The 20,796-nt window shown below is 71.3% G+C and carries 18 protein-coding genes; 5 read left to right on the plus strand and 13 right to left on the minus strand.

Annotation, left to right across the window (positions count from 1 at the left end; translation table 11 throughout):
• The first annotated feature begins 134 nt into the window (after nt 1–134).
• On the plus strand, nt 135–698 hold the full coding sequence (locus F9C11_RS31180; RefSeq protein ID WP_409180930.1) for a YbhB/YbcL family Raf kinase inhibitor-like protein: 564 nt from the start codon (nt 135–137) through the stop codon (nt 696–698).
• A gap of 19 nt (nt 699–717) precedes the next feature.
• On the opposite strand, the gene F9C11_RS31185 is transcribed toward F9C11_RS31180, so the two are convergent.
• From F9C11_RS31185 to F9C11_RS31235, 11 genes are all read right to left on the minus strand, one after another.
• Complete coding sequence (locus tag F9C11_RS31185) at nt 718–1,797, minus strand: zinc-binding dehydrogenase (RefSeq protein ID WP_409187011.1); 1,080 nt, start codon at nt 1,795–1,797, stop codon at nt 718–720.
• Complete coding sequence (locus F9C11_RS31190; RefSeq protein WP_409180931.1) at nt 1,797–2,081, minus strand: putative quinol monooxygenase; 285 nt, start codon at nt 2,079–2,081, stop codon at nt 1,797–1,799. Before F9C11_RS31190 ends, F9C11_RS31185 begins: the two co-directional genes overlap by 1 nt.
• Nucleotides 2,078–2,671, minus strand: coding sequence for a glycerol-3-phosphate responsive antiterminator (locus tag F9C11_RS31195; protein WP_409180932.1), 594 nt, complete (start codon nt 2,669–2,671; stop codon nt 2,078–2,080). The genes F9C11_RS31190 and F9C11_RS31195 overlap by 4 nt, the downstream gene beginning before the upstream one ends.
• Nucleotides 2,672–2,717: 46 nt before the next feature.
• Entirely contained in the window at nt 2,718–4,280 is a 1,563-nt protein-coding gene (locus tag F9C11_RS31200) for an FAD-binding oxidoreductase (RefSeq protein WP_409180933.1), read from the minus strand.
• Nucleotides 4,277–5,962 carry an FAD-dependent oxidoreductase gene (locus F9C11_RS31205; RefSeq protein ID WP_409180934.1) on the minus strand — a complete coding sequence of 562 codons (1,686 nt, stop codon included), beginning with the start codon at nt 5,960–5,962 and terminating at the stop codon, nt 4,277–4,279. The genes F9C11_RS31200 and F9C11_RS31205 overlap by 4 nt, the downstream gene beginning before the upstream one ends.
• A 45-nt stretch (nt 5,963–6,007) precedes the next feature.
• Nucleotides 6,008–7,486: an FGGY family carbohydrate kinase gene (locus tag F9C11_RS31210; protein ID WP_409180935.1), complete on the minus strand. Its 1,479-nt coding sequence runs from the start codon at nt 7,484–7,486 to the stop codon at nt 6,008–6,010.
• Nucleotides 7,483–8,907, minus strand: coding sequence for an MFS transporter (locus F9C11_RS31215; protein ID WP_409180936.1), 1,425 nt, complete (start codon nt 8,905–8,907; stop codon nt 7,483–7,485). The genes F9C11_RS31210 and F9C11_RS31215 overlap by 4 nt, the downstream gene beginning before the upstream one ends.
• Before the next feature lie 188 nt (nt 8,908–9,095).
• Complete coding sequence (locus F9C11_RS31220) at nt 9,096–9,827, minus strand: amino acid ABC transporter ATP-binding protein (protein WP_409180937.1); 732 nt, start codon at nt 9,825–9,827, stop codon at nt 9,096–9,098.
• On the minus strand, nt 9,827–11,308 hold the full coding sequence (locus F9C11_RS31225) for an ABC transporter substrate-binding protein/permease (RefSeq protein WP_409180938.1): 1,482 nt from the start codon (nt 11,306–11,308) through the stop codon (nt 9,827–9,829). Before F9C11_RS31225 ends, F9C11_RS31220 begins: the two co-directional genes overlap by 1 nt.
• A gap of 2 nt (nt 11,309–11,310) precedes the next feature.
• Nucleotides 11,311–12,246: a formimidoylglutamase gene (hutG, locus tag F9C11_RS31230; protein ID WP_409180939.1), complete on the minus strand. Its 936-nt coding sequence runs from the start codon at nt 12,244–12,246 to the stop codon at nt 11,311–11,313.
• Nucleotides 12,243–12,986, minus strand: coding sequence for an IclR family transcriptional regulator (locus F9C11_RS31235; RefSeq protein ID WP_409180940.1), 744 nt, complete (start codon nt 12,984–12,986; stop codon nt 12,243–12,245). The genes hutG and F9C11_RS31235 overlap by 4 nt, the downstream gene beginning before the upstream one ends.
• 150 nt (nt 12,987–13,136) lie before the next feature.
• Here F9C11_RS31235 and F9C11_RS31240 point away from each other — a divergent pair, with 150 nt between their 5' ends.
• Complete coding sequence (locus tag F9C11_RS31240) at nt 13,137–14,546, plus strand: 3' terminal RNA ribose 2'-O-methyltransferase Hen1 (protein ID WP_409180941.1); 1,410 nt, start codon at nt 13,137–13,139, stop codon at nt 14,544–14,546.
• On the plus strand, nt 14,543–17,098 hold the full coding sequence (locus F9C11_RS31245; protein ID WP_409180942.1) for a polynucleotide kinase-phosphatase: 2,556 nt from the start codon (nt 14,543–14,545) through the stop codon (nt 17,096–17,098). Before F9C11_RS31240 ends, F9C11_RS31245 begins: the two co-directional genes overlap by 4 nt.
• A 145-nt stretch (nt 17,099–17,243) precedes the next feature.
• On the opposite strand, the gene F9C11_RS31250 is transcribed toward F9C11_RS31245, so the two are convergent.
• The gene (locus tag F9C11_RS31250) at nt 17,244–17,717 is read right to left on the minus strand and encodes a hypothetical protein (protein ID WP_409180943.1); all 474 of its coding nucleotides are present in this window, start codon (nt 17,715–17,717) and stop codon (nt 17,244–17,246) included.
• 168 nt (nt 17,718–17,885) lie between these two features.
• Here F9C11_RS31250 and F9C11_RS31255 point away from each other — a divergent pair, with 168 nt between their 5' ends.
• Together F9C11_RS31255 and F9C11_RS31260 are read left to right on the plus strand one after the other, a co-directional pair.
• Entirely contained in the window at nt 17,886–18,284 is a 399-nt protein-coding gene (locus F9C11_RS31255) for a hypothetical protein (RefSeq protein WP_409180944.1), read from the plus strand.
• A 34-nt stretch (nt 18,285–18,318) separates the two neighbouring features.
• Entirely contained in the window at nt 18,319–18,921 is a 603-nt protein-coding gene (locus F9C11_RS31260) for an endonuclease (RefSeq protein ID WP_409180945.1), read from the plus strand.
• On the opposite strand, the gene F9C11_RS31265 is transcribed toward F9C11_RS31260, so the two are convergent.
• Complete coding sequence (locus F9C11_RS31265) at nt 18,918–19,838, minus strand: universal stress protein (protein ID WP_409180946.1); 921 nt, start codon at nt 19,836–19,838, stop codon at nt 18,918–18,920. The genes F9C11_RS31260 and F9C11_RS31265 overlap by 4 nt on opposite strands.
• Nucleotides 19,839–20,796 lie beyond the last annotated feature (958 nt).

Raw genomic sequence — 20,796 nt, forward strand, 5'->3', positions numbered from 1 at the left:
CTGCCGGGCGAGGGATGTCACTCTTGGCGGGAAACGTGGTACTCCCTTCCACTGGCCCGACGCCGCCCGCCGGTTCCGGCGCACACTCTTCCCACGAAAGGACAAGAGACCACCAGCAGCCTCGGGAGCCTCCAGTGAGACGCACCAGAATCGCTCTCTTCGCCGTGCTCGTCCTCTGCGCCGCGAGCCCCGCCACTGCGTCGGCGAGTTCGGCGCGCGCCGCCTTCGCCCTCTCCAGCACCGCGTTCTCCGACGGCGGGCTGATCCCCAAGACCCACGACTGCGCCAGCAGCGGCGACGGCGACCCGGAGAAGAAAAACGAGTCGCCGCCGCTGGCCTGGTCCGGCGCGCCGGAAGCGGCCAAGAGCTACGCGGTCGTCATGCACGACCTCGACAACGGGATCATCCACTGGGTCATCTACGACATCCCGGCGACCGCCGCCGAACTGCCGCAGAACGTCGACCACGCATATCAGCCGTCCGTGCCTGCCGGGGCACGCCAGGCCTACTACCGCGGCAGCGCCAGCTTCTTCGGATACCAGGGCCCGTGCACGACCGACCACACCTACGAGTGGGCCGTGCACGCGCTGAACAAGGAGTCGCTCACCGAACTCGACTCCGCCTCGTCCACCCGGACCGCGGAGAACGCGATCAACGCGGCGACCATCGCGACGGCTTCGCTGCGCGGGAACTCGTAGCGGATCGAGGGGCGCGGTTTCAGAAGGCGATCACCTGGCGGACCGCGCCTCCGTCCCGCAGCCGGGCGAAACCCGCGTTGATCTCGTCCAGCGTGATCGAATGCGTCAGCAACGCCTCCACCGGCAGCAGCCCGGCCTGGTACAGCGCGATGAACCGGGGCACGTCCCGTCGCGGCACGCACGAGCCCAGGTAGCTGCCCCGCAGGGTTTTCTCTTCGGCCACCAGGCTTTGCGCGGGCAGGGTCAGTCCGGCGGACGGGTCCGGCAGGCCCACCGTCACGGTGGTGCCGCCGGGCCGGGTCGCCTCGTACGCCTGGCTCAGCGCGGCGACCACGCCGGTGGTGTCGACGGCGCGGTCCACCCCGCCGCCGGTCCGCTCGCGGATCTCCGCGACGTCGGCCATCACCGTCGCGCCCAGCGAACGCGCCAGTTCCCGCTTGCTGGCGACCGGATCGATCGCGAGCAGCGTGCTGGCACCGGCAGCCTTCGCGGCAAGCAGCGCGGACAGCCCGACCCCGCCGAGCCCGAACACGGCCACGCTGTCGCCCGGACGCACGTCCGCCGCGTTGAACACCGCACCCGCGCCGGTCAGCACCGCACAGCCGAACAACGCCGCGATCTCGAACGGCAGCGTCCGATCGATCCGCACCGCCGATCGCTCGGACACCACCACGTGCGAGGCGAACGCCGAAACCCCGAGGTGGTGCAACGGGTTCCCGGCCGGCGACGACCACCGGACGTCCCCGCCGAGCAGCGTGCCCGCGCGGTTCGCCGCCGCGGCCGGACCGCACAGCGCGGGGCGGCCCGCCGTGCACGGGGCGCAGTCGCCGCAGGAGGGCACGAACGTCAGGACCACGTGCTCGCCGGGCCGGAAACCGCTGCCCGGCCCGGCTTCCACGACCTCGCCCGCCGCCTCGTGGCCGAGCACCATCGGCACCGGGCGCGGCCGCGACCCGTCGATCACCGACAGGTCCGAATGGCACAGGCCGGCCGCGCGCACCCGGACCAGCAGTTCGCCGGGTCCCGGCGGGGCCAGCGTCAGCGTCTCGATCTCCAGCGGTTTCCCGACCTCGCGCAGGACCGCGCCGCGGACCTCCATCACGCGCCGACCGGGACGCAGCGGGTGACCTGCCGGTCGGACAGCAGCGGCACGACCTCGCCGAGCACGATCCGGGCGAAGTGCTCCGACGCGCAGTGCGCGGCGAAGTCCGCCTCGCTGCCGTACTCCTCGACGATCACCACGACGCCGTCCTCGATTCCCGTGTGGACGGTGTACCGCCGGCAGCCGGGCTCGCGCCGCGACGCCTCCGCCATCGGCCCGAGCAGGTCCACGACCCGGTCCCGCTCCGCGGTCGTATACCGGGCCACCACTACGAAACTCATTCTTCTCCCGTACGCAGCCGGGACCGGGTCAGCGACCACAGCCCCGGATCGGAGGACGCGGCGGCCGCCGCGCCCATCGCCAGCGAATGCGCCACCCCGTCGCGGTCGGTGACGAAACCGGCCGCGACGAACGGCGACATGACCTCCCGCGCCGATCCGGACATCCACGGGATGATCGGGGCCGGCATCAGCTCCACCAGGTCCGGGCCGCTGCGCTTGACCGCCTCGAGGCTCCGGTTGAGGTTGGAGCGGTCGGTGACGAACACCTTGTGCATGGTCAGCATCGACAGCGCCCGCGCCCGTTCGATCGGCGCGACCCGGGTGCTGACCACCCCGGCCGCGCCGATCTCCCGCAGGAAGTCCACGCCCGCCCGGTCGGTGGCGAGCCCGGGGCACGAATCGATGTTGACGAACACGAGCTTGTCCCGCCCGGCCAGCGCCGCCACGATCTTCGGCAGCTGCCCGACCGGAACCGACGCCAGGATCCCGACCCGGGACGCCGCGGCCACGAAATCCGGCACCTTCGCGACGCCGACGACCGACGCGCACACCGGGACGTCCTCGAACGCCGCCGTGATCTTCTCGTTCATGCCGTCCACCGTTTCATGCCGCCCGCGACTGTCCGTGAAACCCGGGTCAGCTCGCCGAGTCGAGCGGGTTCGGGCCCAGATCGGTCGGCAGCCCGAGCTTGCCCGGGTTCAGCAGCCCGGCCGGGTCCAGCGCCCGCTTCACCGCCGCGAACGTCTCGAACCCGGTCCCGAGCGCGTCCGCCAGGTACGGCCCGCGCAGCAGCCCCGACCCGTGGTGGTGGCTCAGCGCCGCCCCGTGCCGTACCAGCACGGCGTTCGCGGCATCCCAAGCCGACCGGTACCAGTGCCGCCGCTTCTCCGGCTCCACGTCGCCGCGCAGCGAGAAGTACAGGCAGGCCCCGTCGGTGTAAGCGTGCGACTGGTGCGCCGACGCCGCGAGAGTCCCCGGCACCGCCTCGATCGCGGCCACCACCTCGTCGTAGATCGCCGGGAGCGCGGACCACGAACCGGCCATCTCGAGGGTGTCGGCGACGAAACCCGGGCCGGGCGCGAAGCCGTCGGCGGACTTGCCGACCAGCATCCGCTCGTCCAGCCAGCGTTCGAACACCGGCTGACCGTCCAATGCGGACCCGGTCGCCGCGCATTCCTCGGCGCTGACCTTGATCATCGCGTCCACCAGCACCGGGTCGCCCTCGTCGGCGATCAGCAGCAGGTTGGTCTCCGGGTGCCCGAAGTGGGTGCCGCTCTCGAGCTTGTCGTACAGCCGCATCGCGGCCGGGGTCGCGCCGCGCTGCATGATCCGGCGGCAGGCGTCGAGGCCGGCGGCGAAGGTCTCGAAGCCGTACGCGACGGCCTTCGAGTACGTCGGCAGCGGGTGCGTGCGCAGCCGGACCGCGGTGATCACGCCGAGCGTGCCCTCCGAACCGACGAACAGCTGCCGCAGGTCCGGGCCGGTCGCCGCACGCGGGTAGTCGCCGAAGCGGGCCAGCGTGCCGTCGGCGAGGACGACGTCGAGGCCGACGACCATGTCCTCGATTTTCCCGTACCGGGTGGACAACTGGCCCGCGCCGCGGCAGGCCACCCAGCCGCCGACCGTGGAGATCGCGAACGCGGACGGCCAGTGCCCGGTGGTCGCGCCGTGCGTCTCCTGCAGTTCCTTCTCGAACAGGTCGCCGAACATGCCCGCCTGCACTTCGACGATCTGCGATTCGGCGTCGAACGACACGATCTGGTTGAGCCCGCACACATCCAGCACGACCCCGCCGTACACCGGAAGCGCGGCCCCGGTGACGTTGCTGCGCCCCGCCGACACGGTCAGCGGCACCCGGTGCTCGCCGCACAGCCGGACCGCGGCCTGGATCTGCTCGACGGTGCTGACCTCGGCGATCACCGCGTCCGGGGTCGCCGGGGCGTCCGCGGTCTCGCCGATCATCGAACCGGCCCACCAGTCGCGGGTGCGCAGCACGACCTCGTCGCGTTCGGTGTGCACCGCGTCCGCCAGCCCGCGCAGCGCGTCGGTCAGCTCGGCGGGCACGGCCACCGCGGCCGTCTGCAGCGACGCGCCGCCCTTGCCCGGCTCGGTGCGGCCGCCCCAGCGCGGCGGCGTCGGCGCGCCGACCACGTAATTGCCCCGGTTGAACGGGTGCGTGACGGTCTGACGGCTGATCATGCGTTGGCTCCCAACAGGTTGTCTCCGAACAGGATCGACTTCTCCCGGGCGACGTCCGCCCGGTACTGCTCCACTTGCGCGGCCACGGTTTCCGGGCTGAGGCCCAGTTCCGCGCCGAGCAGTTCGCCGACGAGCGGCGCGGCCTCGACCGACGCGTCCCGCGCGAACAGCCGCAGCCGGGTGCGCCGCGACAGCACGTCGTCGACCGAGCGCGCCATCTCCGAGCGGGCCGCGAACACGACCTCGGCCTTGAGGAACGGCTGTCCCTCGATGAGCGGCTCCGCCAGCGCCGGGTTCTCGTCGGCCAGCGCGCTCACGAACCGCGCCTCGGTGCCGTAGCGGCCGCCGAGGTGCGCGGCGACGCCGCCGGTCGCGGCGGTGGCCTCCGCGTCGTATCCGGCGCCGCCGATGAGCGGCAGGTTCTTGGTGCGGCACTTGGCTTTCCGGCCCAGCAGGCCGAGCGCCTTGTCCACGACCAGCTCGCCCATGTGCCGGCTCGTGGTGAGCTTGCCGCCGGTCACCGTGACCATGCCCGCGGACACCGTGATGTGGTGGTCGCGGCGCATGTCCAGCGTCGCGCCCTCCTTGCCGCCGACGAGCGGGCGCAGGCCCGCGTAGCTGCCCAGCACGTCGCTGGCGTCCAGCTTGGCGTCGAAGGCGATCTGGGCCCCTTCGAGGAGGAAGTCCATCTCCTCGCGGGTGCAGTGCACGTCGTCGGTCGAGCCGGTGTAGTCGGTGTCGGTGGTGCCGACCACGACGACGTCGCCCCAGCGCGTGCAGGTGGCCCGCCGCGCGCGGCCCGGGATCGGCACGGTGACCGTGCAGTCGTTGCGGATCTTCGCCCACGGCAGCACGATGTGCACGCCCTTGGCCGGACGGACCTGCGGTTGGTGCCCGTGGTCGGCCATGCCCTCGACCCGGTCTGCCCACACACCGGTGGCGTTGACCACGACGCGCGCCCGGACGTCGAGCTGCTCGCCGTCGGCCCGCACCGTCGCGCCGGTGACCCGTCCGCCCGCGGTGCGCAATCCGGTCACCTCGGCGCCGTTGACCACCACCGCACCGAGCCGGGCGGCGCTGCGCACGATCGCCAGCGTCAGCCGTGCGTCATCAGCGCGGCTGTCGTAATACATCAGGCCGCCCTTGAGGTTCTCCGCGCGCAACGTCGGGGCGTGCGCGAGCACCTCGTCCACAGTAAGCCGCTGGTGCAGCTTGCCGATCCGCCAGCCGCCCGCGAGGTCGTAGGTCCACAAGAGACTCTCGAAGGCCTTGGCGATGCGGGCGTCGAACACCCCGTCCTTGGCCAGGATCGGGAACAGGAACGGCAGGCGCTGCACCAGATGCGGGGCGTTGCGGCGGAACCGCTGGCGCTCCAGCAGCGAATGCCGGACCAGGTCGAGGTTGCCCTGCTCGATGTAGCGCAGGCCGCCGTGCACCATTTTGGACGACTTGGACGAGGTTCCGGACGCGAAGTCGTCGCGCTCCACCAGCGCCACCTTCAAGCCGCGCGAGGCGGCGTCGAGCGCGGTGTAGGCGCCCGTGACGCCGCCGCCGATCACCAGCACGTCGAACGTGCCGGTTTCGAGGTCGGTCAGCGCGGAGCGGCGGTCCAGCCGCAGCGGCGCGGACAGGGTCGCCCTCGCGGCGACGGCGTTCGGCCGTCGGGACGGCAGTGTGAACATGAGCTTGTCTCTCCACTCAAAGTTGAAAACGTCCGCAAAGGACGGTCAGGACAGCGAGACCGCGAGCACGTCCTGCCAGCGGGCGCGCAGTTCGCGGCGTTCGTCCTCGGGCAGCCGAGGTTCGAAGATTTCGCCTTTTCCTTGATGTGCGACGGCTTCGGCCAACGACGGCCACACGCCCAGCCGGACGCCCGCGAGATACGCCGCGCCCCGGAGGCTGGCGGTCGCCGAATCGGCAACTCGCTCGATCTCGGCCCCGGCGAAGTCGGCTTGGCTCTGCAGGAGTACGTCGCTCGCGGCCAATCCGCCCCCGGCGCGCAGCCGGGTGACCGGCCGGTTCATCGTCGTGCGCAGCGCGTCGACGGTGTCGCTCACCGCGTGCGCGATCCCGTCGAGCACCGCGCGCGCCACCACGTCGCGCGTGGTGGCCAGGCTCAGCCCGGTCAGCAGCCCGCGCGCGTCGGGCCGCTGCACTGGCGTGCGCAGCCCGGCCAGCGTCGGCACGAACCAGGTCGAGGTGCTTCTCGGCTGGGCCGCCGCCAGTGCGCTGATCTCGGCCGCGGAACGGAACAGCCCGAGATCCTCGGTGAACCACCGCAAGGCGGAACCGGTGGTCGAGGTGTAGGCCTCCAGGCTGAACCGGCTGTGGCCGGAGCTGCGCCAGCCGACCAGGCACAGCACGCCGTCGACCTTGCCGAGCCCGTCCGGCGGCTCGTCGCCGGCCAGTGCGCCGACGAAAGTGCCGGTGCCGTGCACGCAGGTGCCCTGGCCCGGAGTCAGCGCGCCGAGCGCGATCAGCGAGGCGTGCTGGTCGCCCATCACCGCGGCGATCGGCACCTCGATGCCGAGCAGATCCGGGTCGGTGTACCCGAAATCGCCGTCGTCGTCGACCGGCGGCGGGGCCAGCTCGGCGGGGAAACCCAGTGCGGCCAGCCATTCCCGGTCCCACGCGTGCTCGCGCAGCCGGTACCCGCCGAACGCGACCGCGTTGGTCGCCGACATGACATACCTGCTGCGCCCGCTGAGATGCCAGACGAGCCAGGTGTCGACCGAACCGAACCGCACGCGGTCGGCGGGCATGTCGAGCCGGCCGAGCTGCCGCGCGGCCCAGAGGAACGGGGCGCGGGTGCCGACCGGACGGCCGGTCCTCGCCCAGAGCACCGGATCCCACTCCGGAGCGAGTTTCGCCAGCTCGTCCGCGTACCGGGTGTCCTGCCACACCACGGCCGGAGCCAGCGGCCGCCCGGTCTCGCTGTCCCAGAGGATCGCGGTCGCGCGCTGCGTGCACACCGACATCCCGACGATCTCGACGCCGTTCTCCCCCGCCCACGCGATCGCCTGGCGGGCGACGTCGACGGTGCGCTCCAGCAGTTGCGCCGCGTCCTGCTCCACCCGCGACGGCTCGGGATGGACGACGTCGACCGCGGTGTAGAACGACGGCCCGGCCACGCCGTCCTCGCCGACCACGGCGGCTCTCGTGCCCGTCGAACCCTCGTCGACCGCCAGGATTCCGCGCCGCGTCACGCCGTCCTCCCCGGCAGCGAGATCTCCTCGTCGTCCGGGTCGACGCCGCTGCGGGTCGGGTCCCAGCGCACGATGAGGCAGGACACCAGGCCGAGCGCGGGCACCACGGCGAGCAGCGCGATCGTCGGGCCGAGCCCCATCGCCTCCTTGATCTGCGGGAACACGTACAGCCCGACGACGCTGCCGAAGCTCCCGAGCATGCCGGTCACGCCGGTGCCGAGGGTGCGCACGTCGCTGCGGTAGGACAGCGCGGCGATCGACTTGCCGTTCGCGCCGGGGCCCGCCGAATGGAAGAAGATGAACAGGAACGGCAGCAGGAACCCGATCGCGATCGGCAGCTTCCCGAAGCCGAGCCCCATCACCAGCAGGATGGCGAACGCGAAGGCGTACCCGATCGCCGAGCTGACCCGCAGCCCGATCTTCCGGCCGAAGTACGCCGACAGCGCGCCGCCGACGATCCCGGCGACGTTGAAGACCATCGACCCGAGCGTGGCCGTCTCGAATTTGTCGCCGAAGATCGCGAGGCTGATCACCGGCAGATACCAGCCGACCGCGAAGTACTGCATGGCCTGGGTCAGCGAGATCGCCGTGGACAGGAACGTGCGCGGCAGGTAGGGCTTGCGGAACAGCACGCCCGCCTGCCGGAACCCGATCTTGCGTTCCTCGGCCGCGGCGTCCTCGGCGCTCGGCGTTCCCGGCGACACGGCGAAACCGTAGATCCGGCGGAGGCTGCGCGCCGCCTCGGGCAGCCGTCCCTTGGCCGCGAGCCACGACGGGCTCTCGGCGAGGAACGCGATCTGCAGCACCAGCAGCGCGAGCGCGAAGACCCCGGCCGAGCCGACCGACCAGCGCCAGATCTCCACCGCCACGCCGGCTTTGTAGAACACCAGCGTCAGCGCGAGGTTCACCGTGGTGGCGACGTACCAGACGGACTGCCACAGGTTGAGCCGTCCGCGCAGCGACGCCGGGGTGTACTCGGCGAGCAGCGCCATCGCGACCGCGAAGTCGACGCCGTAGGCGACGCCGACCAGCCCGCGCCCGGCCCAGACCGCCTCGAAGCTGCCGCCGGTCGCGGTCAGCACCGCGCCGAGCCCGGCGATCGCCTTCGCCGCGATCAGCGGTTTGACCCGGCCGATCCGCGCGGCCAGCCAGCCGCCCGCCGGGTTGAACAGGATGGCGACCGCGGGCGCGGTCGCGGTGAGCAGGCCGACCTGGCCCGCGCTGAGCCCCAGTTCCTTGGTCATCGGCGCGAGACCGGCGCCGAGCGCGGCGTTCGAGTACGCGTCGAGGAACAGCCCGCCCAAGACCAGGTACCAGAGCAGGTTCGCCTTGCGCGGCAACGCGGACAACGTGTTGATCAGCGCGGTGACCTGCGAGACATTCGCGATCGATCGCGGCGTTGCGACCGTGGGAGAACTCATGGACCGCCAACTTTCTGCGCTGGCTGTCAGCGATCCCGGCATACGAAAAACAGACACGACGAAGACCGCTGACAGTGGCTCTTCGTCTGTGCCTGTCTGAGGAAGCAAGGTTAAGCGGCGGACCCGAGCGCGTCAAGACTCGTGAGCGGCGATCACGGTTCTAACCGTGATCGCCACTCACGACGTCCCTACAGCACCTTTTCCAGGAAGGCCTGGGCGCGCGGGTTCGCGTTGCCCTCGGAGAAGAACTCGGCGGGCGGCAGGTCGGCGGCGATCTTCCCGCCGTCCACGAAGACCACGCGGTCGGCGACCTTGCGGGCGAACCCCATCTCGTGCGTGACCACGAGCATCGTCATGCCGTCCTTGGCCAGCTCGCTCATGATGTCGAGGACGTCCTGCACGACCTCGGGGTCCAGCGCCGAGGTGGGCTCGTCGAAGAGCATCAGCTTCGGGTCCATCGCGGCGGCGCGCACGATCGCGACGCGCTGTTTCTGCCCGCCGGACAGCCGGTTGGGATACGCGCCAGCGCGGTCGAGCATGCCGACGCGGTCCAGCAGGGCGCGCGCCTTCGCCTCGGCTTCTTCCTTGCTCCGCTTGAGCACGTTCATCTGCGGCAGCACGACATTGCGCAGCACTGTCATGTTCGGGAACAGGTTGAAGTGCTGGAACACCATGCCCATCCGGGACCGCAGGCGGTCGAGGTCGACGCCGCGGCCGGTCAGGTCCTCGCCGTCGAACGACACGCGGCCGGACGTCGGGGTCTCCAGCAGGTTGAGGCAGCGCAGGAACGTGGACTTCCCGCCGCCGCTGGGGCCGATCACCGCGACCACCTGTCCGGGCTCGATCGCGAAGTCGATCCCGTCGAGCACCTTCACGTCCCCATAGGACTTCGTCAGGCCGTGGACTTCCAACAGTGCCATCAGATGTACACCGCCATCTTCTTCTCGAGGGTGCGCGTCGTGAAGCTGATCAGGTTGGTGAGCAGGTAATACAGCAGGCCGATGAACAGGTACACGGTCAGCGCGTCGAAGGTGCGGGAGATGATGGTCTGCCCCACCAGGAACAGCTCGTGAATGGTCACGAAGGACACCAGGGCCGAGTTCTTCGTCAGCGACACGAATTCGTTGCCCAGCGGCGGAAGCATCCGCAGGAACGCCTGCGGGATGATCACGTGCCGCATCGCCGACACCTGCGACATGCCGCACGAGCGCGCGGCTTCCAGCTGCCCGCGGTCGATGGACTGCACGGCTCCGCGGAAGATCTCGGTCACGTACGAGCCGCTGTAGAGCCCGAGCGAGATGATGCCCGCGGTCATCGGCGGGAGCTGCAGGCCGAGCTGCGGAAGTCCGAAGTAGATGAAGAACAGTTGCACCACGAACGGAGTTCCGCGGATCACCGACACGTAGCCGTTGCCGATCCACCGGACCGGCGCGATCTTGCTGAGCTTCGCGAATCCGCCCAGCGTGCCGAGCAGCAGGCTCAGCGCCAGCGCGAGCAGGATGACCTGGAGGCTGACCAGCAGGCCCTGCCAGAGCTGTCCGGAGGAATCGACGATGGTGGAGAAGTTGAACAGCGAGTGCCCGCCCGATTTCGCCGCGGTGCTTTCCGCGCCGAACCACTTTTCGGTGGCCTGCTGGTAGGAACCGTCGTCGCGCATCTGCTTGAGCGCGGCGTTGAACGCGGTCCGCAGTTCGGCGTCGGCCTTCTGGAAGGCGTAGCCGTAGTTCTCTTCGGTCAGCCGGTCGCCGACCTGCTTGAGGCCGCCCTGCTGGGCGATGAAGTACTTCCCGGCCGGGGCCCCGGTCACGACGGCGTCCGCCTGGCCCAGCTTGACCGAGGAGAACATCTGCTCGTTGGTCTGCGCGGTGATCAGCTGCGCGGCGGGCTGGTGCTGGGTCAGCCAGTCGACGGACTTCGTGCCGACCTGGACCGCGACGCGCTTGCCGGCGAGATCCTTGAGCGAGGCGACGGAATTGTCCTTGTCGGACACGAAAACCGCGAGCCCGCCCGGATAGTAGATGTCCGAGAAGTCCACGGCCTTCTGCCGCGCGGGGCTGATGTAGATCGCCGACGCGCCGACGTCGATCTGGTTCGCCTGCAGCGCCGGGACGATGTTGCCGAACGGCATCTGGACGAAGTCGACCTTCTTGATGCCCGCGCGCTGCGCGAGCGCCCGGACCAGGTCGATGTCGAAGCCGAGCTGGCCGCCCTTGGCGTCGGTGAACTCGAACGGCGGGAACGTGGCGTCGGTGCCGACCCGGAGCGCGGTCTGCCCGGACCGCAGCGCGGCGAGCTTCCCGCCCTGCGGTTCGGCCGCGCTCGCCGCGCTCACCGGCAGGAACGCGAGCAGGCAGGCCAGCAGCACGGCGGCGAGCCGCGGCCAGATTCGCTGAGGGGGCATGGTCAGTGTCCTTCCGGGACCGGACGGCTCGTCACGAGCGTGTGCGCGAGACGGGCCGCGATCCGGGCTGTGCGGTGGTCGACGTCGTAGACGGGGTTCAGTTCGGTGAGATCGGCGAGGGCGAGCTTCGGGTCGCTCGCGACCAGCCGGCACACCTCGAGCACGACCGCGGCGGGTACGCCGAGGGTCGCCGGGGCGCTGACTCCGGGCGCCTGCGCGGCGGGGAGCACGTCGAGATCGATCGACAGGTACAGCGCGTCGACGTCCGCGACGAAGCCCCGGACGAAGTCGAGAACTCGCTCGAGACGGCGTTCCTGGCAGTCGACGTCCAGGAGGTGGCGGACGTTCAGTTCGGCGGCCGTCCGGAACAACGCGGCGGTGTTGCCGGGTTCGCTGATTCCGACCACGGCGTAATTGAATCCCGCGCCGCGTTCGGCTTCCCGGACGGCGATCTGCCGGAACGGGGTGCCCGAGGACGCGCGGTCTGCCGTCCTGAGGTCGAAGTGCGCGTCGAGGTTGAGGATGCCGAGGCGCCGTCCGTCCAGGAGCCCGCTGCGGGCGAGGCCGAGGTAGGAGCCGTACGCCGTTTCGTGGCCGCCGCCGAGCACGAGCGGGAAGTTCCCGTCGGTGAGCTGCTTGCCGACCAGTTCGCCGAGGTTCTCTTGTCCCGCTTCCAGCTCGTCGCCTTCGACGACTACATCCCCCAGGTCGTCCACGGTGAACTCGGGCGGGATCGCGAACGACGCCAGCGCTTTCCGGATCGCGTCCGGGCCCGCCTGCGCTCCGGGCCGTCCGCCGTTGCGCCGGACCCCGGCGTCGCTGGCGAAGCCGAGCAGCGAAACGCCTGGGGCGCTGGAGAATTCGTTGACGGCGTGGTGCCATCGGCGATGTTCCGGACCGCTGCCGTCGTGGCGTCCGGTCCACGGGGTTGTGCTCACACGTGCTCCTGCAATCGGCTGATGTCCTGCGCGGCGGCGTGGGTGAGCGTGACGAGGGACTCGCGGCGCGGGCGCACGCGGAAATCCGGGGCCATCGTGCTGACCGTGCCGACGAGGTTCCGGTGCCGGTCCAGCACCGGCACGCTCACGCCCCACACGCCCGGATCGACCTGGCCGACGCTCTCCGCGAAGCCCTGGTCGCGGACCCGGCGCAACTCTGCTTCCAGCTTCGCGACCTGCTCCCCGCTCAGCCCGTGCGCGTGCGCCGAAGCCGCGACCCGCTCGTCCGGCAGATGCGCCAGCAACGCCTGCGCGCTGGCCCCGAAGACGAGCGGCTTGCTCAGCCCCGGCGAAAAACTGCACCGGACGACCCGGGTCCCCTCGGCCGCTTCGACGCAGAGCACGTCGTTGTCGCGGGCGATGAGGAACGCGGCGAGTTCGTCGGTGTCGGCCGCGAGCTGCCGAAGCCGCCGCTTGACGCCGCCCTGGCCGAGCGCCTCGCGGCGGTAGTTCTCGGCCATCTGGACGGTGAGCGACCCGGCGCAGTAGCGGCCGCGGGTGCGGGCTTGGTGCACGAGGCCGATCTCGACGAACGTCGTCAGGTAGCGGTAGACGGCACTGGAGGGAATGCCCGTGCCGACGGAGATCTCCTCCGCCGTGGCGCTCTCCCGTTCGGCGAAAACCGCCAGGATCCGCGCCGCCCTCGTCCCGGCCTTCCGGTTGGCATCCGCGCTTGTCATGGCGGGCACGCTACGTCGCGGGCGGGCGGGCGCCCAGGGCGTTTTCCCGGTCAATGGGAAGTTTATTCCCAGTGATTGGCTGTGTGCGGAGCGGAGCGGCGCGGCGAAACTCCCGCGACACGGGCGAATGCCGTACGGAATACTCCCCTGGTGTTCCTGACAGTCACCACGACCCACCAGCCCGCCTCCGACCTCGGGTTCCTGCTGCACAAGCACCCGGGCCGGGTCCAGTCGTTCGAGCTTTCCGCCGGTCAAGCGCACGTCTTCTACCCCGAGGCGTCCGACACGCGGTGCACTGCCGCGCTCATGCTCGAGGTCGATCCAGTGGCGCTGGTGCGCGGCAAGGCGGGCTCCGGCGACGGGTTCACGCTCGGCCAGTACGTCAACGACCGCCCCTACGCGGCGTCCAGCCTGCTTTCCGTGGCGCTCAAGGAAGTCTTCCGCACCGCGCTCGCCGGACGGTGCGAGTCGCGTCCGGAGCTGGCCGCCGGCGCGATCCCGCTCGACCTCCGGATCCCGGCCTGTCCGGGCGGCCCCGAGCTGGTGCGCCGGATGTTCGAGCCCCTCGGCTGGACGGTCGAGGCGACCGCGCTCCCGCTGGATCCGCAGGTCCCGCAGTGGGGCGATTCGCGCTATGTCGACCTCCGGCTCACCGGCGAGCTTCGGCTGGCCGACGCGCTCAACCACGTCTACGTGCTGCTGCCCGTCCTCGACAACGCGAAGCACTACTGGGTCGGCGAAGAAGAGATCGACAAGCTCCTGCGCGCCGGCGGCGACTGGCTTGCCGGGCATCCGGAGAAGGAGCTGATCACCCGCCGCTACCTCGCGCACCGCCGGGCTTTGACGACCGCCGCGTTGACGCGGCTGGCCGAAGTGGACGATTCGGAGCCGGAGGAAATCGACAACGCGCTCGCCGAGCCCGCGATTCTCGAAGCGCCGGACCGTCCGGTGCCGCTGGCCGAGCAGCGGCGCGGCACGATCATGGCGGTGCTGCGGTCGCTGGGCGCCCGCTCGGTCGGCGACTTCGGCTGCGGCGAGGGTGCGCTGGTGCGCGATCTGCTGGCCGAAAAGTCCGTGGAGCGGATCGTGGCCGCGGACGTTTCGGCTCGCGCGCTGCAGGTCGCGGCGCGGAAGCTGCGGCTGGAGCGGATGTCCGAGACGGAACGGGCCAGGCTGGAGCTGCTGCAATCCTCGCTCACCTACCGCGACGACCGGCTCGCCGGCCTCGACGCGGCAGTGTTGATGGAGGTCATCGAGCACGTCGACCCGCCGCGGCTCGGAGCGCTGGAGCGCACCGTGTTCGAGTTCGCCGCCCCGCGCGCGGTCGTCGTGACCACGCCCAACCGCGAGTACAACGTGCGTTTCGAGTCGCTGCCCGCGGGCAAGCTGCGGCACCGGGACCACCGTTTCGAATGGACTCGCGCCGAGTTTCGCGCGTGGGCGGACCGGGTCGCGAGCAGCTACGGCTACGGCGTGCGGCTGCTGCCGGTCGGCTCCGACGACCCCGAAGTCGGCCCGGCGACGCAGCTGGCCCTGTTCACGAAAGGAGGTGCGGCATGAGCACGCTTGAGATTCCCGACCGGTGCCTCGTCGTGCTGGTCGGCGCGAGCGGGTCGGGCAAGTCGACGTTCGGCCGCGCGCAATTCAAGCCGACCGAGGTGCTCTCGTCGGACTTCTGCCGCGGTCTGGTGGCCGACGACGAGAACGACCAGTCGGCGACCAAGGACGCCTTCGACGTCCTGCACTACATCGCCGGCAAACGGCTCGCCGCCGGGCGGCTGACCGTCATCGACGCGACCAACGTGCAGCCGGACTCGCGCAAGTCGCTGGTCGCGCTGGCCAAGGAGCACGACGTGCTTCCGGTGGCGATCGTTTTGGACCTGCCGGAATCGCTGTGCGTCGCGCGCAACGCCGACCGGGCGGACCGGACGTTCGGCGCGCACGTGATCCGGCGGCAGCGAGACCAGCTGCGCCGCGGATTGCGCAGCCTGCAGAAGGAAGGCTTCCGGACGGTGCACGTGCTGCGCACCCCGGAAGAGGTCGCCGAAGCGACGATCACGCGCGTCCCGCTGTACAACGACCTGCGCCACGAGACCGGGCCGTTCGACATCGTCGGCGACATCCACGGCTGCCGCGCCGAACTCGAAACGCTGCTCGGCGAACTCGGCTACGCCATCGAGCGCGACGACGAGGGCCGCGCGATCGGCGCGCAGCATCCGGAGCGCCGGGCGGTGTTCGTCGGCGATCTCGTCGACCGCGGCCCGGACACGCCGGGCGTGCTGCGGCTCGTGATGGGCATGGTGCGTGCCGGAAATGCCTTCTGCGTCACCGGAAACCACGAGCACAAGCTGCTGCGCGCACTGCGCGGCCGGAATGTGCAGGTCACGCACGGGCTTGCCGAGTCGCTCGAACAGCTCGCCGCCGAAACCCCCGAATTCCGCGCCGAGGCACAGGAATTCATGGACGGCCTGGTCAGCCACTACGTCCTGGACGGCGGCCAGCTGGTCGTCGCGCACGCGGGGATCACCGAACGCTTCCAGGGCCGCGCGTCCGGGCGGGTGCGGAGCTTCTGCATGTACGGGCAGAGCACCGGCGAGACCGACGAATTCGGCCTGCCGGTGCGTTATCCGTGGGCGAACGAGTACCGCGGCCGCGCGATGGTCGTCTACGGCCACACCCCGGTGCCCGCGCCGGAATGGGTGAACAACACCCTGTGCCTGGACACCGGGTGCGTGTTCGGCGGGACGCTGACGGCGTTGCGGTATCCGGAAAAGGAGATCGTCTCCGTGCCGGCGGCCGAGGTCTATTACGAGCCCGCCAAACCGTTCCCCGCCAACCCGGCGGCCGCGGAATCCGTCGCGCACCGCGATCCGGGCGTCCTCGACGTCGCCGACGTCCTGGGCCGGCGGGTGATCGAGACCGCCTACCAGAAGCGGATCGGCGTGCGCGAGGAGAACGCCGCCGCGGCGCTGGAGGTGATGTCGCGGTTCGCGATCGACCCGCGCTGGCTGGTCTACCTGCCGCCGACCATGTCGCCGGTCGCCACCGCGACGGCCGACGGGCTGCTGGAACACCCGGACCAGGCGTTCGGCTATTTCCGCGCGGAGGGCGTGGATTCCGTGGTGTGCGAGGAAAAGCACATGGGCTCGAGGGCGGTGGCGCTGGTGTGCCGGTCGCTCGACGCGGCCCGGGCCCGCTTCGGCGCGCCCGGCGACGCGCTCGGCGCGGTGTGGACGCGGACCGGACGGCACTTCTTCCCCGAAGCCCTGACGGCCGAAGCGGTCGACCGGATCCGCGCGGCCGCGGAGAAGGCGGGCCTGTTCGACGAACTCGGCTCGGACTGGCTGCTGCTCGACGGAGAACTGCTGCCGTGGAGCGTGAAGGCCGAACAGTTGCTGCGCGAGCAGTACGCGGCTGTCGGCGCTGCCGCCCGCTCGGCGCTCCCGGCCGCGGTGACCGCGCTGGCCGCCGCTGAGAAGTCCGGCCTCGACGTGTCCGCCTTGCTGGAGCGCACGCGTTCCCGCGCGGGCAACGCGGACGCGTTCGCAGAGTCGTACCGGCGTTACTGCTGGCCGACCGACGGCCTCGACGGCGTGCGCTTCGCGCCCTTCCAGGTGCTGGCGTCGGCCGGGCAAGCGCACCACAAGCGACCCCACGACTGGCACCTCGCGCTGGCGGACCGGCTCGTCGAAAGCAGCGACGGTTTCCTGGCCCCGACTGAGCGGTTGCCGGTCGACACCACCGATCCCGCCTCAGTCGCGGCGGCCGTCGAATGGTGGACCGGACTCACCGCGCGGGGCGGCGAGGGCATGGTGGTCAAACCGGCCGCCAACCTGGTCCGGGGCTCGCACGGGCTGGTGCAGCCGGGCCTGAAGGTCCGCGGGCGCGAGTACCTGCGGATCATCTACGGCCCCGACTACACCGAGGAACGCCACCTGTCCCGGCTGCGGCACCGAGGCCTAGGCCACAAGCGCTCGCTGGCGCTGCGAGAGTACGGCCTCGGCCTCGAAGCGCTGGACCGCCTCGCCCGCGACGAGCCGATGTGGCGCGTGCACGAGTGCGTTTTCGCCGTGCTGGCCTTGGAATCCGAGCCGGTCGACCCTCGGCTGTAGACGGCACCGGTGCGTTTCCGCATTGCCGCGGAAACGCACCGGTGCGCTCAGTCACGCTGCTCTGGAATCCGAACCCGTCGACCCTCGCTCGCAGACGAAACCGGTGCGTTTCCGCAATCGCGCGGAAACGCACCGGTTCGCTCAGTCACGCCGTGTACGGCGACCGCTGCTCCAGCGACGGGCTCACGTCCGGACGCCGCCCCTCCTGCCCAGGCACCGGGGTCACCGTCGGGGCCTGCAGGTCCGTCTCCGACCGGCGGGCCAGCCGGTCGTCGCGGTGGGCGATCGCGTCCGCCACGTCCTGCTCGCCGCGGATGCGGGCCAGCGCGCCCAGGGTGGCCGCGTGCGCCAGTGCCAGGATCAGCAGCAGCACGCCCACCCGTCCGACGACGCCCGGCAGGTCGCTCCCGCCGAGGTCGACGGTCGAGATCAAGGCCAGTACGCCCAGGGTCACCAGGTGGAACAACACGGTCACCAGCCTCGTCATCGAGGCGCCGGATCCAGGGTCCCCGTAGGCGTTCGCGAGGTAACGGCGGCCGCTGCGGTAGATGATCTGGCCGTCCACCAGGACCAGCGCTATCCCGATCGCGAGGAACGAGAGGTATGCGTTGGTGCTCATGCCGGGTACTCCTTTCCTGCCGTGCTCCGATCCCCCGGTTACCCGTCGTGGCGCGCCGGAAACAGGCCGTTCGGGTGCCTGCGCGACTTCCGGCGGCGGTGGTTGGCCCGCCGCCGGGCGGGGTAACCCAGTGCGCATGGTGTTCAGCGCGAGGCGAACGGACCGGGCGTGCTGACGGTGGCTTCCCCGGTGGTCGAACTGCGGCTGGCAGCGCACGGAGAACTGCTTTCCCTGGCCAAGCTGGTGGCGCAGGACCTCGCTGTCTCGGCGGCGTTCGGCGCCGACGAGGTCGAGGATCTCCGGCTGGCCGTGGACGAGGCGGTCGCGGCGCAGGCGCGACGGGCGGACGACGGCGCGGTCGTGGAATGCGCGTTCCGCTGCGCCGGCCGGATGACGGTCACCGTCGCCACCACTTCGTCGTGGGCATTCCCGCCCGGACCGGACGAGGTCGGCTGGCACATCCTGCGCGCGCTGACCGATTCGCTCGACGCCTGGACCGAACCCGCGCCCGGCGCGGACGGCTGGCGGCTGTGCGTCGAATTCGCCAAGGACCCGTACGCGCGCTGAGTTTCGCTTCTGCCCTAACGGGAATCCGGCCCGCATGCGCCGAGTGGACGAACTCCTCGCCGAGCACGGCACGACGTTCGCCGAGGAGGCCGGGATCAAACTGGCCGACAAACCGCAACCGCTGTACCGGCTGCTGGTCCTCACCACGCTGCTGTCGACGCGGATCAGCACCGAGATCGCCGTCGCCGCCGCGCGCGAACTGTCCCGTTCGGGCTGGCGCTCCCCCGCCGCGATGCGCGATTCCACGTGGCAGCAACGGGTTGACGCTCTCGGTCGCGCCCACTACGTCCGGTACGACGAAAGCACTGCGCAGCATCTCGGCGAAGGCGCGGACTTCCTCCGCGAGAAATACCACGACGATCTGCGCCGGATGGCCGACGCCGCCGACGGCGATCCGCAACGGCTGGAAAAACTCCTCACCGAGTTTCCCCGGGTTGGCCCGACCGGCGCGCAGATCTTCTGCCGCGAAGCACAAGCGGTCTGGCCGTGGCTGCGCCCGTATTTCGACCGCAAGGCGTTGGACGGGGCGAAGAAGGCCGGGCTGCCCGCCGACCCGGAGCGGCTGGCGAAACTGGTGCCGGGCGAGGATTCGGCCCGGCTGGCGGCGGCGTTGGTACGGCGAAGCCTGCAACGCTAGCCGGGGTGCTCCTCGACGCCCTCCCGCACGATCGCGACCGGACACGGTGCGTGATAGGCCATCGCGTGGCTCACCGAACCGAGGAATGCTCCCCGCAACGCTCCGCGACCGTGCCCGCCGACCACCAGCAAGGTCGCCCCTTCCGCGTGGTCCAGCAGCACTTCGGCCACGCTGCCGAGCGCGACCTCCCGCTGCACCACGACGTCCGGATGCCGCTCGCCGAGGCCGGTCAGGGATTCCGCGAGCACCCGCTCGCCCTCGTCCTGCGGGCTCTGCTGCCCCTCGCCGCCGGAGCGGGCCGGGCCGAAGACGTCCTCCGGCGGTTCCGACCACACGTGCACCGCGTGCAGGGTGCAGCCGTGCCGGTCGGCGAAGTCGTACGCGTACCGCACCGCCGCGACACTGGCCGGCGACCCGTCCACGCCGACGACCACCCGTCGCGCCTTCTCCCCGGAAGCCCGGACCACGACGACCGGGCGCGCGCTCGTGTGCACCACCTGCGAGGCCGTCGACCCGAGCAGCAGCCGGGGCAGCCCGCCGCGCCCGGACGCGCCGACCACGATCAGCTCGGCCTGCCGTCCGATGTCCGCCAGTTCCCAGCTGGCCCGCCCGAACCGCACCCGGGTGCGCACCGGAAGCTCCGGCCGTTTCCGCGCGACTTCAGCGGCGACCTCGGCGAGTTCCTTCTCCGCGTAGTCCAGAACGGACTGGTCGGCCACGATCTCGCCCGCCACCGGCGTGAGCACGCCGGGCACGAAGTCCACGTTCGGCATGGGCAGCGTCATCGTCCGCACGACGACCAGGCAGGTCCCGAGCGCCTCCGCCTCAGCGGCGGCCCAGTCGACGGCGAGACGGGCCCCTTCGGAGCCGTCGTCCCCGACCACGACCCCCGGCTCGGCCTGGTTCGCTTCGTCCATCACCGCCTCCGTTCGCTCCGGCGCTTTTCCCGGGAGGTACCCGGCCGCCTCGCAGGGCAATCGGCCGCTCCCGCCGTTGGTCAACGCGGCTGAGGCGGAACGGGCGGCTCCGGCGGAGGCAACGGCCCCGGCCCCGGCCGCGGCGGCGGCGCAGGCTCCGGCGGAAACGGCGGCACCGGCTCCGGCGGCGACGGAACAGGCTCGGGCCCCGGCGGCACGGGGTGCACCATGACGGGCTCCTTCCTCAGTCGGCTCCCCCGGGACGGCTACCCGACGGAGGGGCTCCGGACACGTCGGATCGCCGGACTGCTCCGCGTGCGGCAGGTGGGAAGGTGTGGGAGGTGCTCGGCGGCAAGCCCTCGCGATGCCCGGGCCGGACACGTTCGGCCAGGGTGGCGCGGGCGGCTCGACCATTCGGGCTACCCCCGCTGCTCGCGACTCGGGGCTCGCGGTTCCGGGGGCCTTGCGACTCGGCTGCTCCGCTGCTCCCGGGGCTCACGGCTCTAGGACTCGGCGGCTCTTGGCACGGGGGCCCGGGCGGGGCTCGGAGCTCCGGCGGCCCGGGGCTCAGCACTCGGCACTCGGCACTCGGCACTCGGCACTCGGGGCTCGGGGCTCGGGGCTCGGGGCTCGGGGCTCGGGGCTCGGACCATTCAAGCCATTTGGGTCGCGCGGATTTCTCGGCGGCTCGGCCCTCTCAGGCGACGCAGGCCACTCGGCCCCCTCGGACTGCTCGGCCGCCCGAGCTGGCACAGGCCACTCGAGCTACTCGGCCGCCCAAGCCACCAGCCCACCCAGCCACCCGGACACCAGGCCGTCCGGCTCCTGGGGCGACTCGGCTGTCAAGGCCGCTCGTTCTGCCCGGGCTTCTCTGTCTTTCGGGCCGCTCGATCCGGCACGGGCCACCCAGGCGACCGGCCACCTTCCACCGGGCACCAAGCCGCTCGGCCGCCCAGGC

Origin of the sequence: Amycolatopsis sp. VS8301801F10, assembly GCF_046195355.1 — a bacterium.
Taxonomy (GTDB): Bacteria; Actinomycetota; Actinomycetes; order Mycobacteriales; family Pseudonocardiaceae; genus Amycolatopsis.

Coding starts and splice junctions, on each gene's coding strand:
- F9C11_RS31200 (WP_409180933.1), bottom strand. CDS start 4,280: ATGATCAGCCGTCAGACCGTCACGCACCCGTTCAACCGGGGCAATTAC.
- F9C11_RS31185 (WP_409187011.1), bottom strand. CDS start 1,797: ATGGAGGTCCGCGGCGCGGTCCTGCGCGAGGTCGGGAAACCGCTGGAG.
- F9C11_RS31220 (WP_409180937.1), bottom strand. CDS start 9,827: ATGGCACTGTTGGAAGTCCACGGCCTGACGAAGTCCTATGGGGACGTG.
- F9C11_RS31195 (WP_409180932.1), bottom strand. CDS start 2,671: ATGAACGAGAAGATCACGGCGGCGTTCGAGGACGTCCCGGTGTGCGCG.
- F9C11_RS31260 (WP_409180945.1), top strand. CDS start 18,319: ATGCGCCGAGTGGACGAACTCCTCGCCGAGCACGGCACGACGTTCGCC.
- F9C11_RS31190 (WP_409180931.1), bottom strand. CDS start 2,081: ATGAGTTTCGTAGTGGTGGCCCGGTATACGACCGCGGAGCGGGACCGG.
- F9C11_RS31225 (WP_409180938.1), bottom strand. CDS start 11,308: ATGCCCCCTCAGCGAATCTGGCCGCGGCTCGCCGCCGTGCTGCTGGCC.
- F9C11_RS31250 (WP_409180943.1), bottom strand. CDS start 17,717: ATGAGCACCAACGCATACCTCTCGTTCCTCGCGATCGGGATAGCGCTG.
- F9C11_RS31245 (WP_409180942.1), top strand. CDS start 14,543: ATGAGCACGCTTGAGATTCCCGACCGGTGCCTCGTCGTGCTGGTCGGC.
- F9C11_RS31235 (WP_409180940.1), bottom strand. CDS start 12,986: ATGACAAGCGCGGATGCCAACCGGAAGGCCGGGACGAGGGCGGCGCGG.
- F9C11_RS31205 (WP_409180934.1), bottom strand. CDS start 5,962: ATGTTCACACTGCCGTCCCGACGGCCGAACGCCGTCGCCGCGAGGGCG.
- F9C11_RS31265 (WP_409180946.1), bottom strand. CDS start 19,838: ATGGACGAAGCGAACCAGGCCGAGCCGGGGGTCGTGGTCGGGGACGAC.
- F9C11_RS31215 (WP_409180936.1), bottom strand. CDS start 8,907: ATGAGTTCTCCCACGGTCGCAACGCCGCGATCGATCGCGAATGTCTCG.